Raw genomic sequence first — 15,517 nt, 5'->3', positions numbered from 1 at the left:
AAAGTACGAGTGATGAATAATCATTTACCAAAAATTAAAACCATACGGGTTATGTTACAGGAGATGGGTGAGCAACAGCAGGCGGTATTCCGTATGGCATTTAAAATGCACAATACGACGAATTACGTCATCGTTTCCCCTGATTCTGATGAAAAACCGGATTTGGTATTGGTTGATACCGATACTCCGGCAGGTGTAGAAGCTTGGAAAGAGTCGAAGAAAACTTATCCGGAAGTACCTGTGGCTATGTTTTCTTCCGAGTTGCCGACAGTAACGACTCCTTATTTGGCTAAGCCGGTCAAATTTGATACCTTGTTTCCTGTTTTGCGCAGCCTGGCTCAAGGCGGTAATGTTTTTGAGCCGTCTGAGCAACAAGCGGCTGAAGAGAATAAAAGACAATCAAATTCCGATGGCACTAGAAAAGCAACCATTCGCCGATTTAATCCAAATAAAGGCTTGTTGGGTGCGCTGAAATTTGCCAGTCAAGGACACCAAGATATTGCCGTCTTGCATGAAGGCAAGCCGATATTAATCGTGTTTCCTAGTATTCAGCGTGTACTGTTGACAGTCACTGCCAATGAGTTGGAGAAATTGTGTAAGAACGATAACTTGGCTGTCGTGTGTAAGGCTGTTCCTGATAATCCTCAATGGAAAGAAAAAGCCAAAGTCACCATTATGTCATGCTTGTGGCAAATGGCTATTTGGACTGCATCAGGCCGTCTGATTTATCCGATGACGCCGCAAACTGTTTTTACACTCAAGCGGTGGCCAAACTTAACCCGTTTGGCACATGTTCCGGAATCTATGCGTCTGTCGGCATTTCTGACAAAAACGTCTGTTAATCTGAACATCCTCTATAAAGTTATGCCTTTAGAAATGCCTGATATTTTAAATTATTTATCGGCAACATATATGACAGGCTTTTTGGCAACAGATACAGAGTTTGCAACTGATGCGAACAATACGCCTTCGTTGAATGAACAGATTGATGTGAATAGCAAAGACGTACCTGAAACAGCAATGAGCAAAGAGGCTCAAAAAATTGCCGGTCCGTCGAAAGAACAACCTCGCGGCCTGTTGCAACGCCTGATGCGTAAGTTGCTGGGTAAATCGTAAAGGACACGTCATGAAAGAAAATAAAATTATCTTTACCGGTCCTGTTGGCGTAGGTAAAACCACTGCAATTTCAGCTTTATCTGATGAACCACCAGTTCAAACCGATGCATCCGCATCCGATATGACACTTGTCCGCAAGGGGTACACGACTGTGGCGATGGACTACGGTGTCATTCATTTGGATGAGGAAACCAAGGTTCATCTGTATGGTACGCCTGGTCAGGAGCGTTTTAATTTCATGTGGGAAATTCTGAGCCAAGGCAGTATGGGCTTGGTGCTTCTTTTGGATAATACAAGAAGCAATCCATTGAAAGACCTGCAATTCTTCTTGGATGCATTCCGGGAGTTGCTGAAAAAAGCGCCTCTGGTTGTAGGGGTAACAAAGATGGATATCCGATCCTTACCAAGCGTGGATGTTTATCAAAAATATTTAGCACAGAATAATTTTAATGTCCCGGTTTTTGAGATTGATGCGCGTCGAGAAGACGATGTAAAACAATTGGTTACTGCCATGTTGTTCTCAATTGACCCCGGATTAGAGGTATAAGATGGAAGCGACACTTTCTTTACAAGCAAATTTATATCCTAAGATTACACCGGCGGGTGCGTATTATGCTGTTTCAAATGATACGCCCAGTGCCAGCAGAACTTTATTGTATGGCCTGTTGCGTGCAGAGCCGTCTGAAACCATCAGCAGCGAAAAAATCTTGGCATGGGCGGATACCAGCGACATCAATACTGCTTTGAACCTGCTGTATCGGCTCCAACGCTTGGAATTTTTGTATGGTGATGAAGAAATCAGTACAGACGATATCCATTTGACTGACGAGCAATTGCCTACATTGTTGGGACAGTTGTCTAATTCTGGCAAGGCTTTATTGGCTGATGAAAACGGTTTGTATTTTGCCAATGCCAATTTCCATCACGAGGCTGCGGAAGAGTTGGGCCTTTTGGCGAGTGAAGTAGCCAAAATGGAAGACAAACACCGTCTTTTGATTCGCAATAACCTACATATCAATAATAGCGCATGGGGTATTTGTGATCCTTCAGGCCAAAGTGAATTGACCTTTTTCCCCCTGTATATTGGCATGACCAAGCTGATTTTGGTAATTGGTGGAATGCCTGACTTAAATAAAGAGGCTTTTGTTACTTTGGTTAAAGTGCTGTATCACCGATACGGCAGCCGTTGATTTTTGCCTGACCGATATTTATTTTAGAATGGAGCGACTATGCAACAACTATTAATCTCTGTATTAAGCGATTTGAACAATACTTCTGCGGATATCACTGCCTCTGCAGTTATTTCTACAGACGGCCTGCCGATCGCAACCATGCTGCCTTCCCACTTGAATGCAGACCGTGTAGGTGCGATGTCGGCAACGCTTTTGGCATTGGGCAATCGTTCCGTACATGAGTTGGCTTGCGGTGAGTTGGATCAGGTAATGGTTAAAGGTAAAAATGGCTATATTCTGTTGAGTCAAGCAGGTGAAAATGCAGTGTTGGTATTGATGGCAAAAGAAAGCGGTAAATTGGGCTTGATTTTGTTGGATGCGAAACGTGCAGCCAAACAAATTGCTGAAATCTTATAAAATTTTTATAAATTAAAAAGATATAAAAATATTTTTGTTTTTATATAGATTGTTGCTTGACAGGTTTCTGATATTTTCTATATAATTCCATCTTTAATTCCCCGATAGCTCAGTCGGTAGAGCGACGGACTGTTAATCCGCAGGTCCCTGGTTCGAGCCCAGGTCGGGGAGCCAAATTTTAAAACCACCATGTTACATGGTGGTTTTTATTTTATCTATTTATTAGTATTTTTAATATATTGATAATGCGTGGTGAGATGATTGCAGTTAATGCTTCAATTTTCAGACGGCCTACCAGCATATTTAAATATCTCATTTATTTTTTTAGCTATACATAATATTTATAGAAGAAATAATATCTTATTGTTATCTATGGAAAACGCACATACATTACATTCTTCACCACGCTTTCGGTTCGCATTAAAAAATGCGGCATGGCATTTGTTGATTAGTCTGATTTTGGCAGGATTGGCCGCTTTGTTAGTATTTGGAGTTTGGTATCCTTATCCGTATGCCGAGCTGACAGGCGGATTGGCTTTATATAAACTGGTCATTTCAGTAGATATTGTTTGCGGCCCGTTGCTGACTTTGATTCTTGCCAGTCCGAGCAAAAAACTTAAAGAGAGGATTGTTGATTTTTCCTTAATCGGCATGATTCAGCTGGCTGCTTTAATTTATGGTTTGTGCAACGTATCTTTGGCGCGTCCAGTGGTTTCCGCATTCGAAACCGATAGGATAAATGTGGTAACTGCTGCAGAAATTGATGTAAATGATTTGAGCCATGCTCCGAAGGATTTGCAGGATTTATCTTGGTTTGGCGTACGCCGTGTTGGGTTGCGTGAAGCGATGAGCCCGGACGAAGCTAACCAAGGTCTTGATTTGTCTTTGAAAGGTGTTGAACCGAGTATGAGGCCTTCTTGGTGGTTGCCAGATTCGCAGCAGGAACGTGAGAAAATTCGTAAAGCAATGAAACCGTTGTCTGTCTTGGCAAAAGCCCGTGGCATGAATGAGGAGTCAATTTTGGAACAGGCTTCGCTGAGAAATGATGGGAAAGAGTTGTATTTCTTGCCGTTTACCAGTGCGCGAAGTAAAGAATGGGTTGTGATATTGAATGAACAGGCAGATTTCTTGGGTTATGCGCCGATTGATGGTTTTATCAAGTAAGAAAAGGCCGTCTGAAAGCTGGTAAGTGCTGGTATAGGCTGTTTTTAAAAGAAAATATGCTGTCAGATTTTGCCTTTCTTTCGTCAAACTGATAAACTGATTGCCATTATTGTTGATCGAGGTATAAATTTTTCATGAAAGACGCAGAGCAGAGTAGTTGTTATACCGCTTCTTTCCCTTTATTTATGTCCGAACTTTGGCAGTCTGTCCGTTTTAAGCGGAGCGGCTGCCTTTTTGTATTTTAAAGGAACACAATCATTATGGATTTCAGTTGGTTGGCAGAGCCGCATACTTGGATAGGCTTTGCCACGCTTCTGGTTTTGGAAGTTGTTTTAGGTATTGATAACCTTGTTTTCGTAGCGATTTTGGCAAACAAGGTTAAGCCGTCGCAACGTGATAAGGCGCGGATAACGGGCTTGGGCTTGGCCGTTGTTATTCGGATTTTCATGCTGGGCTTTATGGCGCACATCATGACGCTGACGCGTCCTTTGTTTGAGTTGGGCGGCCTGGAGATTTCCGGTAAAGACATGATTATGTTTGCCGGCGGTATTTTCCTGCTTTATAAAGCGACTACCGAGCTGCACGAACGACTTGAAGGCCACAATCAATTTGCTGTTGCTGAAGGGCAGAAGAAGCATTCTGCTTTTTGGGGCGTTGTGGCGCAAATCTTGATTTTGGATGCAGTTTTCTCTATCGATTCTGTTATTACGGCAGTGGCGATGGTGGATCATATTGTGGTGGCAATGGGTGCGGTTGTTGTGGCGATGACGGTGATGATTTCTGCCAGCAAACCGTTGACTGCCTTTGTGGACAAGCATCCAACCGTTGTGATGTTGTGTTTGGGTTTCTTGTTGATGATTGGTTTCAGCCTGATTGCAGAAGCCTTCCATTTCCATATTCCGAAAGGCTATTTGTATGCGGCGATTGGCTTCTCGATTTTGATCGAACTGTTTAATCAGGTTTCGCAAAAGAATGCCCGTAAAAATGACTATATCAGCACTTCTTGGCGTAAGCGTACCGCTGAAAATGTGTTGGGCATGATGGGTATCCGCGAAAGCATTTTGGCAAAAGCAGGCGACAACGGCGGCGATGACGAGCATTTTGAAGAAAACGAAAAATCCATGATTCGCAGCGTGCTGACTTTGGCGGAACGCCCGATTATGGGCGTGATGATTCCGCGTCGGGAAATCGAGAAATTGGATATTTCCCAAAGTCGGGAAGAACAAAATGCGCAGTTGAAAAATACGCCGTATAGCCGTTTGTTGGTTGTCGGTAAGGCAGGTGTAGATGAGCCTTTGGGCTATATCAGTAAAAAAGATTTGCTGAACCAGCTGCTTGAATCGGGAGAAATCAATATTCAGACGGCCTTGCGCCAGCCATTGATTTTGCCGGACAGTACGACGGCGTTAAATGCGATTGAATTGTTCCGTCAAAGCAGCGCGGATTATGCGTTGGTGGTGGATGAATTTGGCGCGGTGTTGGGTATGGTGACCATGAAAGATTTGTTGGAAACCATTGCCGGTGAGTTCCCAGAGGAATTCGAGCGTGAGGAAGAAGAAGCTGCTCCAGCCAGCCAGGATGAAACGCTGTCTGTGGATGGTGCATTGGAGTATGTGGAATTGGCTTCCCAGTTAAATCTGCCTGCTCAAGAAGAAGATGCGGACTTCCATACTGTTGCCGGCTTGATTATGGAAGAATTGCAAAGTATTCCTGATGTGGGCGACTTCATCGATTATCATGGCTGGCGTTTTGAAGTGGTTGAGAAGGACGGACAACGGATTGCCCGTGTGAAAATCAATCGTTTGCCGGAAGAAGAATAAGGAAAGGCTAATATAGTAAAGGCCGTCTGAAAATGTTCAGACGGCCTTTTTATTGATTTAACTTTAGTTGCCGTAATGTCCTGAGCCTAAAATTCGGTGTGAATGTGCGCCGGTTGCATGGTGGGGATTGCTCGGGACTTGATTGCACCAACAGGCTGCAAGCCAGGCAAAAGCGGCGGCTTCCACCCATTGCGGGTCAAGATGGAGCTTGGCTGTACTGTGCAATTTGGTGTCGGGAGAAAACAGGGTTTCCAAGTCTTGCATCAAAACAGGATTGCGGATGCCGCCGCCGCAGATATAAAGATGATGAATCACCGGAGCAGCTTGTTTGGCCGCGTCAAAAATGGTTTGTGCGGTATAAAAGACCAATGTACGTATCACATCTTCCGGCTTTTCATTACCTTTCAGATGGCCTTGAAGCCAGCTTAGGGAAAACAACTCTCGGCCTGTACTTTTGGGATAAGGGCGGCTGAAATAAGGATGGTCGAGCAGGGAAGCGAGCAGATCAGGGAGGATTTTGCCTTGTGCAGCTTTTTCCCCGTTTTTGTCGTAAGGCTGCTGCCAAATATGTTGCATCCATGCATCCATCAGCATATTGCCGGGGCCGGTATCGAAGCCGAAAGAAGGGCTGTCGTGTGGGAGGATACTGATATTGGAAATACCGCCAATGTTGAGTACGGCGCGGGTTTCATTCGCATCTTGAAACAGCGCTTCGTGAAAGGCTGGAACGAGGGGTGCACCTTGGCCGTTGCAGGCAAGGTCGCGGCTGCGAAAGTCGCCGACAGTGAAAATGCCGGTCAGTTCAGCTAACAGGGAGAGGTTGACCAGTTGAATGCTGTAACCGTGTTCAGGCGCATGGCGGATGGTTTGTCCGTGGCAGCCGATCGCGGCAATGTCTTTGGCCGACAGGTTTTGTTCTGCCAATAGTTGTTGGACGGTTTGGGCGTATAGGCGGCTGAGTGTTTGCGCCAGGATATTGCTTCTGTGCAATTCATTTTCGCCTATGTCTTGCAGTGCCAACAATTCTTGGCGCAGGCCGTCTGAATAGGGTAGAAAGCTGTGGGCAACGGCTCGTTGCCATTGCTTGCCCTGCATTTGAATCAGTACGGCATCGGCACCGTCCATGCTGGTTCCTGACATGATGCCGATATAGTATTGGGGTTGCATTTCGGTTACAGAAAGAGAAGGTAAAACGACATTTTAACGCCTTTTGACGTTTTTACGGGAATTTCGGCATTTAATGTAAATAGTTGGTGCAAGAAAGATTACAAAAAGGTTAAAATAACGCGACTCAACATGTTTTCCAAAAGGAAACTTTCCATGGCTCAAACTCAGTCGAGTGCGAACTTGAAGCTGATTAATACGGTTTTTGCCGCTATGCTTGTGAGCATGGTCGGCTATTTTATTTATTGGGGTTTGGGTTATACCCACTACAACCACTCAGTCCTGTTTATCCTTGCTACCTTTTTCGGCGTCTTCATGGCGTTTAATGTGGGTGGTAATGATATTGCCAACTCTTTCGGTACAAGTGTCGGCTCCGGCACATTGACCATTCCGCAAGCTTTGCTGATTGCGGCAGTATTTGAAGTCAGCGGCGCAGTGATTGCCGGCGGCGAGGTAACAGATACCATCCGTAAGGGTATTATCGATTTGAATGGCATGCATCTGGATCCGATGCAGTTTGTCTTTATTATGATGTCTGCGCTTTTGGCTGCGGCATTGTGGCTGCTTTTCGCATCACGCAAAGGTCTGCCGGTTTCCACGACACATGCCATTATCGGCGGTATCGTCGGTAGTGCCTTGTGTATGGCGGCATTGAACGGTGTGGATTCCGTTGCGCTGATTCAATGGGACAAGTTGGGCGAAATTGCCTTGTCTTGGATTTTGTCTCCGGTATTGGGCGGTATCGTTTCCTATCTGTTGTTTTCACGAATTAAGAAAAACGTTTTGGACTACAACTCTTGGGCCGATAATACGCTCAAAGGCATCAAGCTGGAGAAGAAAGCCTATAAAGAAGAACACCGCCTGTTTTTTGAAGCCTTGAGTGAATCTGAAAAAGTCGAATACGCCACCAAAATGGCGCACGATGCCCAAATTTATGATGAGCCGGACTTTGATCCTGAAGAATTGCAGTCTGAGTATTATCGCGGTCTGCACCGCTTTGACAGCCGTAAGGGCGAAGTAGATTCTTACAAAGCCCTGCACTCTTGGGTGCCGTTTATCGCTTCTGTCGGCGGCATGATGATTGCGGCCATGTTGATTTTCAAAGGTCTGAAAAATCTGCATTTGGGCATGAGCAACGTCAACAGCTTCCTGACCATTTTCATGATCGGTGCGGCTATTTGGATGGGTACGTTTGTATTTGCCAAAAGTTTAAAACGCAAAGATTTGGATAAATCGACTTTCCAAATGTTCTCATGGATGCAGGTATTTACCGCTTGCGGTTTCGCATTCAGCCATGGTGCGAACGATATTGCCAATGCGATTGGTCCGTTTGCCGCGATTATGGATGTGTTGCGTACCAACAGCATTACTGCCCAAAACGCCGTGCCGCCGATTGCCATGTTGACTTTCGGTATCGCTTTAATCGTCGGTTTATGGTTTGTCGGCAAAGAAGTGATTAAAACCGTAGGCACCAGCTTGGCAGAGATGCATCCCGCGTCAGGCTTCTCAGCCGAGCTTTCTGCTGCCGCCGTCGTGATGGCCGCATCATTTATGGGCTTGCCTGTTTCCAGTACCCATATCTTGGTAGGTGCAGTTTTGGGTATCGGCTTGGTTAACCGCAATGCCAACTGGAAATTGATGAAACCGATCGGCCTTGCTTGGGTTATTACCTTGCCTGCTGCTGCCGTTTTGTCTGTTGTCAGCTATTTGGTTTTGCAAGCCGTGTTTTAATTGATTGCTTGATTTCAAAAGGCCGTCTGAAAGATAGATTTCAGACGGCCTTTACTTATTTTTGTAAAGGATAGATTTTAGTTTGTTTTAACGATGCACAAATCATGCTTTTCAATGTTTGAACTGATACAAGAATAATCAAGGTAATAGAGAAATACCTTATTAGGAATATCTTGGAAAAGATTTTGGGGTTTAGTGAGGATAAACAAAGCTATTTTTAATTAGTCTGCTATAAGGTTAAGGTAATAAAAAAGCCCCAATTCATCGACGTTTAAGTGTCGTATTGAATTGGGGTTTTTCTATTTAGTGTAAGCCTTTACGGCCGTCTGAACATTATTCAGCAGCTTCGTTGGTCTCGGCTTGAGTAGGAGCTACTTCTGCTTCTGTAGTAGCCTTAGCGGCTTGACGTTCGGCTTGTGCAGCCAATGCCTGTTGAACGGCTGGGTGCTGTTGGGCAATGGTTTGTTCTTCTGTACTGACTTCGCCTTTGAAGCGGTTGTTCAAGTCAAAACGTTTGCCGCCGCGAGCCAGGGCTTTCAGATAGCGCGGACGGCGGCAGTGGTTGGCCAGTACGCGTGCAATCAGTGCTGGGTCGTATTGGGGCAGGGCGGCAACCAAGTCTTGGTCGATACCGACGGCCAACGGTTTGAATCGTTTGAATACATCATATTTGCCGTAAATGTGGTCGGCAATCATGTCTGTCTGTTTTTTCTTGCTCATAGTTTGGACGGCAGATTTCAGCGCAGCGCCCAAAGCGGTTTCTTGTGCCATTGCGGTTGTATTCCTCTAATATAAATCCGTATTTTCGTCATACGGCAATAAGGTGCTATTGTAGTATAAAGACTGGGATTTGGCTAAATTTTTCTGAGAATATTCAGAAATAAACGGTTATTTTTCCAATTTGGCAATGTCTGGTGTATTAACCTGAACATCGGCATTTTGCGCACGATGGCGTAAGGCGTGGTCAATCAATACCAATGCCAGCATGGCTTCTGCAATCGGAGCAGCGCGTAATCCGACGCAGGGGTCGTGGCGGCCGTGTGTGGCAAGCTCGACAGGGTTGCCCTCTATATCAATGCTCCGGCGCGGTGTGGCGATGGAGCTGGTGGGTTTGATGGCAATATTTACATGAATGTCTTGTCCGGTGCTGATGCCGCCCAAGATGCCGCCTGAGTGGTTGGATAGAAAGCCTTGTGGCGTGAGCTCGTCACCGTGTTCGCTGCCACGTTGCGTTACGCTATTAAAACCTGCACCGATTTCCACGCCTTTGACAGCATTGATGCCCATCATGGCATAGGCAATTTCTGCATCGAGGCGGTCAAAAACCGGTTCGCCCAAGCCAACAGGGACGTTGGCTGCTTCGATATGAAGTTTTGCGCCGACAGAATCCAATGATTTGCGCACGCTGTCCATATAGTTTTCCAAGTCTTCAATTTGGCTTTGGTTTGCTGCAAAAAAAGGATTTTGGGAAATATATTTGTAACCTTCAAACTGGATTTCTTTTTCACCGACTTGGGTAACGTAAGCGGTAATTTCCGTGCCGAATTTTTCTTTCAGCCATTTTTTTGCAACTGCTCCGGCTGCAACGCGGGCAGCGGTTTCGCGGGCGGAACTTCTACCGCCGCCGCGATAGTCGCGTGTACCGTATTTGTGCCAGTAGGTGTAATCGGCGTGTCCGGGACGAAAACTGGTGGCGATATTGCCATAGTCTTTGCTGCGTTGGTCGGTATTGCGGATCAGGAGGGCGATGGGGGTACCGGTGGTTTTGCCTTCGAATACGCCGGAGAGGATTTCGACTTGGTCGGCTTCGCGGCGTTGGGTAACGTGGCGGCTGGTGCCGGGTTTGCGACGGTCAAGGTCAAATTGGATATCCGCTTCGCTCAATTCTAATCCGGGCGGGCAGCCGTCAATGATGCAGCCCAAGCCTGCGCCGTGGCTTTCGCCGAAAGTGGTAACGGTAAAGATTTGTCCGAAGGTATTGCCTGCCATAGGGATACTCTTTTGAAATTGGGTTTGGAAATTTTTTGCTTATTTGGATAATTCTCAGGCCGTCTGAACGGTGAAACGAGAATCTTTGATTTCGTTTTTACACTTATTCAGACGGCCTTTTGAGATGACTGCTTAGTTTAATTTACCGTGGCACTGTTTGTATTTCAGGCCGCTGCCGCAAGGGCAAGGATCGTTGCGGTGAACAATCAGGCCATTTTGTGCAAGCGCTTCAGGGCTGAAGTCTGTGCCGTCAGGATCGAATGCTTCGGTAACCAAATCGGTTTGCGATTGACCTAGCAATTCTTCCATATCAGGCGCATCGGAGTGGACGGTTTGAACATCGCTGACGCTTTGTGCGGCAGTATGGTCGTATTCGCTGTTGCGCTCGATTTGAACGGCGGTCAGCAAAGCGGCAATGTTTTGTTTGATACCGCGCCACAGATTTTCAAACATGGCGAAAGCTTCGCGTTTGTATTCCTGTTTCGGATTTTTCTGAGCATAGCTGCGCAGGTGGATGCCTTGGCGCAGGTAGTCCATAGCGGCGAGGTGTTCGCGCCATTGGTTGTCGATAACTTGCAGCATAACATTGCGTTCGAAGTCAGACATGGCCTGTTTGCCGACCAATTCGACTTTCTCGGCATATTCGTCTTCGATGCGTTTGATGAGGCGCTCTTTAATGTCTTGGTTGTCCAAAGTGCTGTCTTCTTTCAGCCAGCCTTTAATATCGACATGCAGGCGGAAATCGGCGGCAAGTTGGTGCTCCAGTGCCGGAATGTCCCATTGCTCTTCCATGCTGTCAGGCGGGATGTGGTAATCAACCAAGTCGCTGATAACGTCGGCGCGGATTTCGCGGGTCAAATCGCTGACGTCTTTGCTGGTCAGGATTTCGTTACGTTGATGGTAAATCACTTTACGTTGGTCGTTGGCAACGTCATCGTATTCCAAAACCTGTTTACGCATATCGAAGTTGCGGCCTTCGACTTTACGTTGCGCGCCTTCGATTTGACGGGTCAGCAGGCCGTGTTCGATGGCAACGCCGCGTTCAGGTGCCAGACGGTTGAGGATGGCAGCGGCACGGTCGAGTGCAAACAGGCGCAATAATGGGTCTTCAAACGACAGATAGAAACGGCTGGAGCCGGGGTCGCCCTGACGGCCCGCACGACCGCGCAACTGGTTGTCGATACGGCGGCTTTCATGGCGTTCTGTACCGATAATGTGCAAACCGCCTGCGGCCACAACTTGGTCGTGTTCAGCTTGCCAACCGCTTTCAAGGGCTGAAATTTGCGCTTGTTTTTGCTGTTCGCTCAAGGTTTCATCGGCATGGATGGCTTCGATTTGATGTTTGAGGTTGCCGCCCAAGACAATATCGGTACCGCGGCCGGCCATGTTGGTGGCAACGGTAATCGCGCCGACTTTACCGGCTTGAGCGACAATTAATGCCTCGCGCTCGTGTTCTTTGGCGTTCAGAACGTTATGCGGCAGACCTGCTTTATGTAATAAGTCAGAAACCAGTTCGGAGTTTTCGATGCTGGTTGTGCCGACCAAAACCGGTTGGCCGTTTTTATGGCATTCGGCGATGTCTTTGACAACGGCTTCAAATTTTTCTTCGGCTGAGCGGAAGATTTGGTCGTTGAAGTCTTTACGTTGTACAGGACGGTTGGTCGGGATGATGACGGTTTCGAGGTTGTAAATGCTTTGGAACTCGAAGGCTTCGGTGTCGGCCGTACCAGTCATACCGGACAGTTTGCTGTACAGGCGGAAGTAGTTTTGGAAGGTAATAGATGCAAGCGTTTGGTTTTCGCGTTTGATTTCTACGCCTTCTTTAGCTTCAACAGCTTGGTGCAAGCCTTCGGACCAGCGGCGGCCGGCCATCAGACGGCCTGTAAATTCGTCCACAATCACGATTTCGCCGTCTTGAATGACGTAATGTTGGTCTTTGTGGAACAGGGTGTGTGCGCGCAATGCCGCCATGAGGTGGTGCATCAGGGAAATATTGGCGGCAGAGTAGAGCGAATCGTTTTCCTGCAATAAGCCCATTTGGGTCAGGATTTGCTCGGCGTGTTCGTGACCGGCTTCGCTCAGGATGACTTGGTGTGCTTTTTCATCTACCCAGTAATCGCCTTCGCCTTCTTCGGTTTCTTGGCGGATAAGGTGGGCAGGAACAGCGTTCATTACACGGTAGAGCTGGATGTTGTCATCCGCCTGGCCGGAAATAATCAGCGGCGTACGCGCTTCGTCAATCAGAATGGAGTCCACTTCGTCGACAACGGCAAAGTTCAATTCACGTTGAACTTTGTCGTATTGGTCGGTCACCATATTGTCGCGCAGGTAGTCGAAACCGAACTCGTTGTTTGTACCGTAAGTAATGTCGGCACCATAAGCAGTTTGGCGTTCAAAAGGTTGCAAATCGGCGACGATCACGCCGACGCTCAAGCCTAAGAAGTTGTACAACGGCTCCATAATGCTCGCGTCACGGGAGGCGAGGTAGTCGTTTACGGTAACGACGTGTACGCCTTTTCCTGACAATGCATTCAGATAAACGGCAAGGGTGGCCACCAGAGTTTTACCTTCACCGGTACGCATTTCGGCGATTTTGCCGTTGTGCAGGACCATACCGCCGATCAGCTGTACATCAAAGTGGCGCATGCCCAATACACGGCTCGATGCTTCGCGGCAGACGGCAAAGGCTTCGACCAAGATGTCGTCCAGGCTTTGTCCATCGGCGAGACGTTGTTTGAATTCGGCTGTTTTAGCTTGCAGTTCTGCATCGCTCAAGGCCTGCATTTGTTTCTCAAGCGCGTTGATTTTGGCAACGGATTTACGATATTGTTTCAGCAGGCGGTCGTTGCGGCTGCCGAAGATTTTCTTAGCAATGTTTGTCAGCATGAATAATTCCTGCGCCTTGATATAATAGTGGGCGAAATTGGGATTTTAACACAAGCGCTTGTATAACGCGGTAATGCTGTTTGAAATAAAGGCGGTTTTGCTGTATTTCAATTGTAATTGTTTGGTTAATTTACTGAGAGGCCGTCTGAAATATATGGATTTAGCACAATTAGGCAAGCGCGATCATTTATTGGCGGGCTTGTTGCAACAATCGCAACAATGGCGGAAATTGGATGCAAAAATCAAAACGGTTTTGCCGGCCAACCTGCATCTGCATTTTCAGACGGCCTGCGTAGAAGACGGAAGATTGGTCTTGCTTGCCGCCAACAATATGGCTGCTTCGCGTTTGAAGATGATCCTGCCTGCCATGTTGCCCAAGTTGCAAGCATTGCATGCAGGGGTAAGGGAAGTGGTGGTCAGGGTAGTCCCCAAGCCTCCGACTCAGCCGAAAACCAATAGTTTGCGATTGAGCGAGGCAGCTTTAGACAGTTTTGACGAGGCGGCAGCCAAATTGGAAGGCAAACATCCCGAATTGGCGGCGGCATTGGCAGAATTGGTACGCAAGCACAGCCGTTAAAATTATGTCAGATGAGATTATTGTTAATAAATGTTAAAACTTATTTCATTCGGATGATAGCATCTAATACTAAAGAAATACGACCTAGAAAGTATCTGTTTTCTTTTAGGTAAACTGATGTAAACTTGGCTTGAAACTTTGATTTCGTGTGAAGTTTGTAGCAAAATAACGCCTGAATTTCACATCACGCTATGCGGATAAATTTTAGTTTGGCGTTTGCCTTTTATTAATATATTCGTGTGGTGCTATTAATAGAACTTAACAAAACTCTCATCATTAGGAGATACATCAATGAAAGCTTATCTGGCTCTGATTTCCGCTGCCGTTATCGGCTTGGCTGCATGCTCTCAAGAAGCTGCAAAACCTGCTGAAGCCCCTGCTGCTTCCGAAGCTGCCCCTGCAGAAACTACTGCACCTGCTGATGCAGCTCCTGCTTCTGAAGCCGCTCCAGCCGACGCTGCCGCTGCTCCTGCTGCCGGCAACTGCGCGACTACTGTTGAAGCCAACGACGCTATGCAGTTCAACACTAAAGAAATCCAAGTAAGCAAAGCTTGTAAAGAATTCACCATCACCCTGAAACACACCGGTACCCAACCTAAAGCCAGCATGGGTCACAACATTGTTATCGGTAAAACTGAAGACATGGACGGTATTTTCAAAGATGGCGTTGGCGCAGCTGACACTGACTACGTTAAACCTGATGATGCACGCGTTGTTGCCCACACCAAACTGATCGGTGGCGGCGAAGAATCTTCTTTGACTCTGGATCCTGCCAAACTGGCTGACGGCGAATACAAATTCGCTTGTACCTTCCCAGGTCACGGTGCTTTGATGAACGGTAAAGTTACTTTGGTTGACTAATCCGCCTCAAGTTCGAAAACAGACAGCCTGCCTTGCGCAGGCTGTTTTGTTATAATCTGGAAACATTAATTTAAGAATAAATCCTATGAATCCGTTTGAAACCAAAAGCGTTACTTTTGCCGAACCCATTGAAATGCTGTACGCCTGCCACGGCAAAGTGCGCCGTTTCTGCAGCCAGGTTGCCATGTTGTCGGACTATATTGCCGAAAACGGCTGCAATCAGGTTGTTTTGCAAACCATCCGCCAAATTGCCCAGTATTTCAACGTTGCCGCGCCGTTGCACCATGAAGATGAAGAAGAAAACTTCTTTCCGCTTTTGTTGCAATATGCGCCGCAAGCCCAAGAGAGCGTTGACGAGCTGTTGCGCCAACATGTTAGCCTGCATAGCAACTGGGACGGCGTAGCGGCTGAATTTGCCAAGCTTGAAGCGGACAACGCCTATATCCCTGATGCCGAAGCATTCAAACGCTTTGTCGCAGGATATGATGTTCATCTGGCGATTGAAGAGCCGCTGTTTGATATGGGCAAAACCTTTATCCCCAAAGAAAAACTGACCGAAATCGGCGAAATTATGGCCGCACGCCGCCACAAATAAGGCCGTCTGAAACAATCGTCCCAAG

The 15,517-nt window shown here is 46.9% G+C and carries 14 protein-coding genes and 1 tRNA gene; 11 read left to right on the top strand and 4 right to left on the bottom strand.

Features of this window, described 5'->3' with window-relative positions; genetic code table 11:
* Positions 1–12 precede the first annotated feature (12 nt).
* The 7 genes from ACTHSN_RS02200 to ACTHSN_RS02170 all read left to right on the top strand — a co-directional run bounded on the left by ACTHSN_RS02200 (position 13) and on the right by ACTHSN_RS02170 (position 5,689).
* Positions 13–1,116: a response regulator transcription factor gene (locus ACTHSN_RS02200; protein ID WP_070460113.1), complete on the top strand. Its 1,104-nt coding sequence runs from the start codon at positions 13–15 to the stop codon at positions 1,114–1,116.
* A gap of 10 nt (positions 1,117–1,126) precedes the next feature.
* Positions 1,127–1,663 (top strand): GTP-binding protein, encoded by a 537-nt coding sequence (locus tag ACTHSN_RS02195; protein ID WP_003748733.1) that lies wholly within the window; start codon positions 1,127–1,129, stop codon positions 1,661–1,663.
* A 1-nt stretch (position 1,664) separates the two neighbouring features.
* A complete protein-coding gene (locus ACTHSN_RS02190; RefSeq protein WP_070460116.1) occupies positions 1,665–2,306 on the top strand; it encodes a peptidase M23 in 642 nt (213 codons plus the stop codon).
* 39 nt (positions 2,307–2,345) lie between these two features.
* Positions 2,346–2,705 (top strand): roadblock/LC7 domain-containing protein, encoded by a 360-nt coding sequence (locus ACTHSN_RS02185; RefSeq protein WP_070460119.1) that lies wholly within the window; start codon positions 2,346–2,348, stop codon positions 2,703–2,705.
* Positions 2,706–2,803: 98 nt separating this feature from the next.
* Positions 2,804–2,879 (top strand) — tRNA-Asn (locus ACTHSN_RS02180).
* Between the two features lie 198 nt (positions 2,880–3,077).
* Complete coding sequence (locus ACTHSN_RS02175) at positions 3,078–3,869, top strand: fimb protein (RefSeq protein ID WP_070460121.1); 792 nt, start codon at positions 3,078–3,080, stop codon at positions 3,867–3,869.
* 260 nt (positions 3,870–4,129) lie between these two features.
* Positions 4,130–5,689 (top strand): TerC family protein, encoded by a 1,560-nt coding sequence (locus ACTHSN_RS02170; RefSeq protein ID WP_003684289.1) that lies wholly within the window; start codon positions 4,130–4,132, stop codon positions 5,687–5,689.
* A 63-nt stretch (positions 5,690–5,752) separates the two neighbouring features.
* Here the strand turns inward: ACTHSN_RS02170 and ACTHSN_RS02165 are convergent, their stop codons facing one another.
* Positions 5,753–6,856, bottom strand: coding sequence for an anhydro-N-acetylmuramic acid kinase (locus ACTHSN_RS02165; RefSeq protein ID WP_070460125.1), 1,104 nt, complete (start codon positions 6,854–6,856; stop codon positions 5,753–5,755).
* A 153-nt stretch (positions 6,857–7,009) separates the two neighbouring features.
* On the opposite strand from ACTHSN_RS02165, the gene ACTHSN_RS02160 reads away from it, so the two are divergent.
* Positions 7,010–8,584, top strand: a complete 1,575-nt coding sequence (locus ACTHSN_RS02160) for an inorganic phosphate transporter (protein ID WP_070460128.1) — start codon at positions 7,010–7,012, stop codon at positions 8,582–8,584.
* Between the two features lie 333 nt (positions 8,585–8,917).
* Here ACTHSN_RS02160 and ACTHSN_RS02155 read toward each other — a convergent pair whose 3' ends face one another.
* The 3 genes from ACTHSN_RS02155 to secA form a co-directional block, all read right to left on the bottom strand.
* On the bottom strand, positions 8,918–9,355 hold the full coding sequence (locus ACTHSN_RS02155; protein ID WP_070460131.1) for a ProQ/FINO family protein: 438 nt from the start codon (positions 9,353–9,355) through the stop codon (positions 8,918–8,920).
* A 117-nt stretch (positions 9,356–9,472) separates the two neighbouring features.
* Positions 9,473–10,573, bottom strand: coding sequence for a chorismate synthase (gene aroC / locus ACTHSN_RS02150; protein ID WP_070460134.1), 1,101 nt, complete (start codon positions 10,571–10,573; stop codon positions 9,473–9,475).
* Positions 10,574–10,705: 132 nt separating this feature from the next.
* Complete coding sequence (gene secA / locus ACTHSN_RS02145; RefSeq protein WP_107810701.1) at positions 10,706–13,459, bottom strand: preprotein translocase subunit SecA; 2,754 nt, start codon at positions 13,457–13,459, stop codon at positions 10,706–10,708.
* A 154-nt stretch (positions 13,460–13,613) separates the two neighbouring features.
* Here secA and ACTHSN_RS02140 point away from each other — a divergent pair, with 154 nt between their 5' ends.
* The 3 genes from ACTHSN_RS02140 (at position 13,614) to ACTHSN_RS02130 (ending at position 15,492) form a co-directional block, all read left to right on the top strand.
* Positions 13,614–14,036: a DciA family protein gene (locus ACTHSN_RS02140; RefSeq protein WP_070460140.1), complete on the top strand. Its 423-nt coding sequence runs from the start codon at positions 13,614–13,616 to the stop codon at positions 14,034–14,036.
* A 291-nt stretch (positions 14,037–14,327) separates the two neighbouring features.
* Positions 14,328–14,897, top strand: coding sequence for an azurin (gene azu, locus ACTHSN_RS02135; RefSeq protein WP_070460143.1), 570 nt, complete (start codon positions 14,328–14,330; stop codon positions 14,895–14,897).
* Positions 14,898–14,982: 85 nt separating this feature from the next.
* Positions 14,983–15,492, top strand: a complete 510-nt coding sequence (locus ACTHSN_RS02130; protein ID WP_440365045.1) for a hemerythrin domain-containing protein — start codon at positions 14,983–14,985, stop codon at positions 15,490–15,492.
* Positions 15,493–15,517: the final 25 nt, after the last annotated feature.

The organism is Neisseria sp. P0009.S010 (genome assembly GCF_051958545.1).
Classification (GTDB): domain Bacteria; phylum Pseudomonadota; class Gammaproteobacteria; order Burkholderiales; family Neisseriaceae; genus Neisseria; species Neisseria subflava_A.
Note: the sequence above shows the minus strand (reverse complement) of the source record. Positions and strands in the feature narration are given on the sequence as shown.

Excerpts from the sequence above, each read along its gene's own strand:
- ACTHSN_RS02160 (WP_070460128.1), top strand. The coding sequence starts at position 7,010 with ATGGCTCAAACTCAGTCGAGTGCGAACTTGAAGCTGATTAATACGGTT.
- ACTHSN_RS02175 (WP_070460121.1), top strand. The coding sequence starts at position 3,078 with ATGGAAAACGCACATACATTACATTCTTCACCACGCTTTCGGTTCGCA.
- ACTHSN_RS02130 (WP_440365045.1), top strand. The coding sequence starts at position 14,983 with ATGAATCCGTTTGAAACCAAAAGCGTTACTTTTGCCGAACCCATTGAA.
- ACTHSN_RS02140 (WP_070460140.1), top strand. The coding sequence starts at position 13,614 with ATGGATTTAGCACAATTAGGCAAGCGCGATCATTTATTGGCGGGCTTG.
- ACTHSN_RS02170 (WP_003684289.1), top strand. The coding sequence starts at position 4,130 with ATGGATTTCAGTTGGTTGGCAGAGCCGCATACTTGGATAGGCTTTGCC.
- ACTHSN_RS02195 (WP_003748733.1), top strand. The coding sequence starts at position 1,127 with ATGAAAGAAAATAAAATTATCTTTACCGGTCCTGTTGGCGTAGGTAAA.
- ACTHSN_RS02190 (WP_070460116.1), top strand. The coding sequence starts at position 1,665 with ATGGAAGCGACACTTTCTTTACAAGCAAATTTATATCCTAAGATTACA.
- ACTHSN_RS02165 (WP_070460125.1), bottom strand. The coding sequence starts at position 6,856 with ATGCAACCCCAATACTATATCGGCATCATGTCAGGAACCAGCATGGAC.
- ACTHSN_RS02155 (WP_070460131.1), bottom strand. The coding sequence starts at position 9,355 with ATGGCACAAGAAACCGCTTTGGGCGCTGCGCTGAAATCTGCCGTCCAA.
- aroC (WP_070460134.1), bottom strand. The coding sequence starts at position 10,573 with ATGGCAGGCAATACCTTCGGACAAATCTTTACCGTTACCACTTTCGGC.
- ACTHSN_RS02185 (WP_070460119.1), top strand. The coding sequence starts at position 2,346 with ATGCAACAACTATTAATCTCTGTATTAAGCGATTTGAACAATACTTCT.
- azu (WP_070460143.1), top strand. The coding sequence starts at position 14,328 with ATGAAAGCTTATCTGGCTCTGATTTCCGCTGCCGTTATCGGCTTGGCT.
- ACTHSN_RS02200 (WP_070460113.1), top strand. The coding sequence starts at position 13 with ATGAATAATCATTTACCAAAAATTAAAACCATACGGGTTATGTTACAG.
- secA (WP_107810701.1), bottom strand. The coding sequence starts at position 13,459 with ATGCTGACAAACATTGCTAAGAAAATCTTCGGCAGCCGCAACGACCGC.